General features: G+C 69.5%; 5 protein-coding genes. 4 read left to right on the top strand and 1 reads right to left on the bottom strand.

From position 1 onward, the window contains the following. A partial coding sequence (locus ACJ73U_RS01475) for a hypothetical protein (protein WP_407775650.1) occupies nt 1–187 on the bottom strand: 187 nt, incomplete at its 3' end. Between the two features lie 507 nt (nt 188–694). On the opposite strand from ACJ73U_RS01475, the gene ACJ73U_RS01470 reads away from it, so the two are divergent. The 4 genes from ACJ73U_RS01470 (at nt 695) to ACJ73U_RS01455 (ending at nt 3,547) form a co-directional block, all read left to right on the top strand. Next, complete coding sequence (locus ACJ73U_RS01470; protein WP_407775649.1) at nt 695–883, top strand: hypothetical protein; 189 nt, start codon at nt 695–697, stop codon at nt 881–883. 16 nt (nt 884–899) lie between these two features. Further along, nucleotides 900–1,220 carry a hypothetical protein gene (locus ACJ73U_RS01465; protein WP_407775648.1) on the top strand — a complete coding sequence of 107 codons (321 nt, stop codon included), beginning with the start codon at nt 900–902 and terminating at the stop codon, nt 1,218–1,220. Nucleotides 1,221–1,355: 135 nt separating this feature from the next. Beyond that, nucleotides 1,356–2,663 carry an ABC transporter ATP-binding protein gene (locus ACJ73U_RS01460; RefSeq protein ID WP_407775651.1) on the top strand — a complete coding sequence of 436 codons (1,308 nt, stop codon included), beginning with the start codon at nt 1,356–1,358 and terminating at the stop codon, nt 2,661–2,663. Continuing rightward, the gene (locus tag ACJ73U_RS01455) at nt 2,663–3,547 is read left to right on the top strand and encodes an ABC transporter permease subunit (RefSeq protein WP_407775647.1); all 885 of its coding nucleotides are present in this window, start codon (nt 2,663–2,665) and stop codon (nt 3,545–3,547) included. Before ACJ73U_RS01460 ends, ACJ73U_RS01455 begins: the two co-directional genes overlap by 1 nt. Nucleotides 3,548–4,562: the final 1,015 nt, after the last annotated feature.

The following is a 4,562-nucleotide window of genomic DNA, read 5'->3' as shown; positions in this document are numbered from 1 at the left end:
CACACAGGATCGACAGCAACGCGGACAACGCGAACAAGGCAAGCAAGGCAGCCAACGCACCGCAGGTGCGGCGATACCAACGACCCCACACAGGATCGACAGCACGCGCCAACGCGGGCAAGACAGGCAAGACGGCCAACACCGCAGGTGTGGCGACACCAAAGCACCCACACAGGATCGACAGCACGCGGCAACGCGGACAAGGCAAGCAAGGCGCCGCAGACACACCCCCAACAGACCCCCACCCGCACTCCCAACACACCCCAACACACTCCCAACGCACCCACGCTGGTTCGGAAGCATCCGCACCGTGGGGGTCTGGGGGGTCGCCCCCCAGAAGAAACACGGAACGGGGGGAAGACGCAAAGCGTCGAACAAGGGGTTCGGGGCGGCCCGCTCAACCAGCCTGGGGGTCACTGGGAGCGGGCCGCCAAGTGCAGTTTAAGCGCATAGGGCTCGGAGTGGTGCAATCGGGGGGTGGGTGAGTCGGAAAAGTTCTCGATTCAGCGCCACTTCGACACAGCAGGCCCGAAGGCTTACCCGTTGCGACCGTGACTACTCGCATCGCAACCAGCACATCCGAGTAACGCTCGATCGAGTGAGAAACGTGGCAATGGAGTGAACTCCGCCGTTACCACTTCGGTCGATCCTTTCCTCGGCCGATGTCGTAACGGTGACTGAACCCCGCTGGTCCGTGAGATGCATAGATCCCTTCGGCCGGGACCGGGCACTGATGGTCCTGGTCGAGGACGAGCGAGTCGTGCTCGTTCCCCCGCCCGGCGCCGCCGCGGTGCTGTCCGCGCAGCAGGCGAGGGGCCTCGGCCGGGCGCTCGACCAGGCCGCCATCCGTACCGACGAGCGTCCGGATCGCCAGGTCGGGTGAATGCATGGTTCCCGAGATGGATGACACTCGTCGTGCCGTGCTGAACCGGCTGGACGCCGTCGACGAGATGGCCGACCATGCCGATCCCGCGAAGGTGCTGCCCATAGCCCGCGCCGAGCTGCGACACCTTGCCGAGGGCTGGCGCCGCCTGCTCAACGCGCACCGCGCCGACCCGACCGGCCGCTGCGAGACCTGCCGGCGCGGCAGCCGCGCCCGCCGCTGGCCGTGCCAGGTCTGGCGAGCCGCGCACGAGCAGCTCGTCGGCGAGGGCGTGCCCGACCGGCGCCGCACCTATCCACTGCGCGGCAACCCCTTCACCCGCCTGAGCGCCCGCTGACCTCCCGCCCGCCAGCTCCCGCGACGACGGCGAGAGGGGACACCCCTCGACCGGTTAGGGCCGTTCCGCGCAAACCCGTCACCGTCATGGGGCAAGATGACCCGCACCAACCCCCAGGCGAAGCAGGAGGGGCACGTGCAGGACGGCAGCGGCCGCATCGTGGTGCAGAACCTGACCAAGCACTTCGGTCAGGTCGCCGCGGTACAGAACCTCAGTTTCAACGTGGAGCCCGGCTCGGTCACGGGCTTCCTCGGGCCGAACGGTTCCGGCAAGACGACCACACTGCGCATGCTGCTCGGCCTCGTGCGCCCGACGTCCGGCTGGGCGACGATCAACGGCCAGCCGTTCAACCGGCTCGGCAATCCGGCGCGGATCGTCGGCGGCGTGCTGGAGGCGCAGGGCTTCCACCCGGGCCGCACGGCCCGCGACCACCTCCGGGTGTACGCGGCCGCGATGGGCATACCCGACCGGCGCGCCGACGAGGTGCTGAACCTGGTGGGCCTCGGTGTGGCCGGCAACCGCGCGGCCGGCGGCTTCTCGCTGGGCATGAAGCAGCGCCTCGCCCTGGCGACCGCGCTGCTCGGCGACCCGCAGGTGCTCGTCCTCGACGAGCCGGCGAACGGCCTCGACCCGGAGGGCATCGCCTGGCTGCGTGCGTTCCTGAAGGCGTTCGCGCAGAGCGGCCGCACGGTGCTGATCTCCAGCCACCTCCTGGCCGAGGTCGAGCAGACCATCGACCAGGTGGTGATCATCAGCCGCGGCCAGACCATGTACTACGGCTCGCTCGATGAGCTGCGGAAGTCGCAGCAGAGCCGGATCATCGTCCAGCCGGCCGACCCGCAGAAGCTGGCGATCGCCCTGCAGGAAATGAAGATCACCAACGTGTCACCCACCCCGGACGGCAAGCTCGCCGTGGTCGGCGCGACGATCCAGCAGGTCGGCGACATCGCGGCCCAGGCCGGCGTCGCGCTCTATGGCGTGCACGAGGAGCGGGCTGACCTGGAGCAGATGTTCTTCCGGCTCACCGCGGGCCAGTACACCGGCCAGACGCCGTACGGCCAGGCCCCGCCACCCGGCTGGGGCGCCCCGCCGCAGCAGCAGGGCTATCAGCAGCCCGGTTACCAGCAGCCCGGTTACCAGCAGCAGGGGTACGTGCCGCAGCAGAGCTACACGCCGCCCCAGGGTTACGCGCCGGGGACCCCGCCCGGCGGCTACCAGCAGCCCCCGCCCGACCAGCAGCCGCAGGGTGGCTGGGGTCAGCCCACCCCGCCGCAGCAGCCATCCGGCGGCTGGCACCAACCCGCGCCGCACGCGGCCCCGCACCAGCCGACCGGCTGGGAGGCGCCCCAGGCTCCGCCGCCGCCTGACCCGTCCCCGCCACCGACCGATGGCAACTCGGGTTCGGGTTCGGGTTCGACCGGCTCGGACGGGGGGAGCAACTGATGGGCAACCTGCTCAAGGCGGAGTTCCGCAAGATCCTCACCACCAAGATGTGGTGGGCGCTGCTGATCCCGGCCGTCGGCCTGGCGCTGGGCTGGGCGTGGCTGGCCGCACTGTTCTTCACCGACGTCGGCGACGCGATCGAGGACGCGATCAACTCCGGCGGCATCAACGACGCGCAGCTGTCCCTGTCGTCGCTGGCGCTGACCAGGGCCATGAACTTCGCGTCGCTCTTCCCGATGGTGTTCGGCGCGCTGGCCCTGGCGAGCGAGATCAACCGCAAGACCATCACGACGAGCTTCCTGACCGCCCCCAGCCGCGCCGCGGTGCTGGGTGCCAAGGCCATCGTCTACACGGTGTGGGGCCTGGTCTACGGCATCGTCGTGGCACTGGCCGCGAGCCTGGGCATCGTCCTGGGCACCACCGGCAAGCTGCCCGACGCCGGCGACTGGCTGATCATCCTGTTCACCGGCGTGCTGTCGTGCCTGCTGTGGACACTGCTCGGCATGGGCGTCGGCGCCCTGCTCGGCTCACCGGTGGCCGCCCTGCTGGTGCTGCTGCTGTACGCGGGCCTGGTCGGCCCGGTGGCGGAGCTGCTCATCACGGCACAGAACGCGGACCTGCACATAGCCGGCCTGATGCCCAACGGCTCGGCGAACGGCCTGACCGGCTCAACGGCCGCACAGCTCCTCTACGACCAGATCGAGAACATAGTCGGCACCGTCCCAACCCCACGAGAACGCGAACAGTTCGACACGATCGCCCGCGCCGCCGCCGGCGCCCCCGGCGCCTTCGCGATGTGGCTGAGCGGCCTGATCTTCCTCATCTGGACGGCGATCTTCTTCGTAGGCGGCCTGCTCCGCAACAACAACCGCGACATCACCTGACAACTCGAAGGAACAGCCAACGCGGGGGCCATCCCACCAGGGACGGCCCCCGCTCCCATCTCCGCACCCCGCCCAGCGACCGCCTCCACACTTCGCCCGGCGAACCGCTCCCAGCCCCACATGCCGCTCGGCGAACCGCTTCCACCCCGTACTCCGCTCGGCAAGCTGCTTCCAGCCCCACACCTCGCCCGGCCAACCGCTTCCACCCCGCACACCCCCTGCCACGCCCACATCCCGCCCAACGTTCCGCCCGCAGCAGCGCGAGTCCGGCGCCTAATCCCGGCCAGCCCTCTCCCAGGCTTCCGCTTCTCTCCCCCACGCGATCCTCGCCGCAACCTCCACGGGCTCCGCCCTCTTGCACCGACGAGCCCACCTTCCAAGTCCCCGCTCCGGTCTTGCGAGCCCTGCCTCCAGCGTCACTGACTTCGCTCTTGCCCTCGTGCGCACCACCCGGCGCGCATCCCCAACACCTGAAGGTTCCGCCGTCCCACCCCGCCTCTCCCGCCCCGCCCTGCCTGTCTCCACCCCGCCCTGCCTCTCTTCAACCGCCCCGCCTCTTCAGCCCGCCCCCCTCTCCCGTCTCCCATCACCACCTCTCCCAGCCTCCGCACCTGCTTCTTCCCGGCTCTGCCCTGCCTTTCCCAGGCTCGCCCTACCTCCCTCGGATCCCCGCTCTACCTCTCCTCTACCCCCGCCCTACCTCTCCCTCTCCCATCACTGCCTCTCCCATTACCCATCACGGCCTCTCCCGTCTCTCATCTCTGCCTCTCTCCGGCCCCGCCCCCCTCTCTCCGCCCCCATTGCGAGCACCAAAGCACTCTGCCCTCTCTCCGGCCCCCGTCCTGCCTCTCCCCAGCCCCCTCGCGAGCACCGAAGCCACTCACCCACCCGAGTGAATCTCCACCCCAACTTCCGCCCAACACGAACCCCACCCCCATTCCCCCAGGTCAACCCCACCCTCACCCCACGACAAAACGCGATAAGATCGGATTAGGGTCGTGTAGTTAAAGAGTTT

It is taken from the genome of Actinophytocola sp., assembly GCF_045807065.1.
Classification (GTDB): Bacteria; Actinomycetota; Actinomycetes; order Mycobacteriales; family Pseudonocardiaceae; genus Actinophytocola.
The sequence above is the reverse complement of the archived record's forward strand: the minus strand, read 5'-3'. Positions and strand labels throughout refer to the sequence as shown.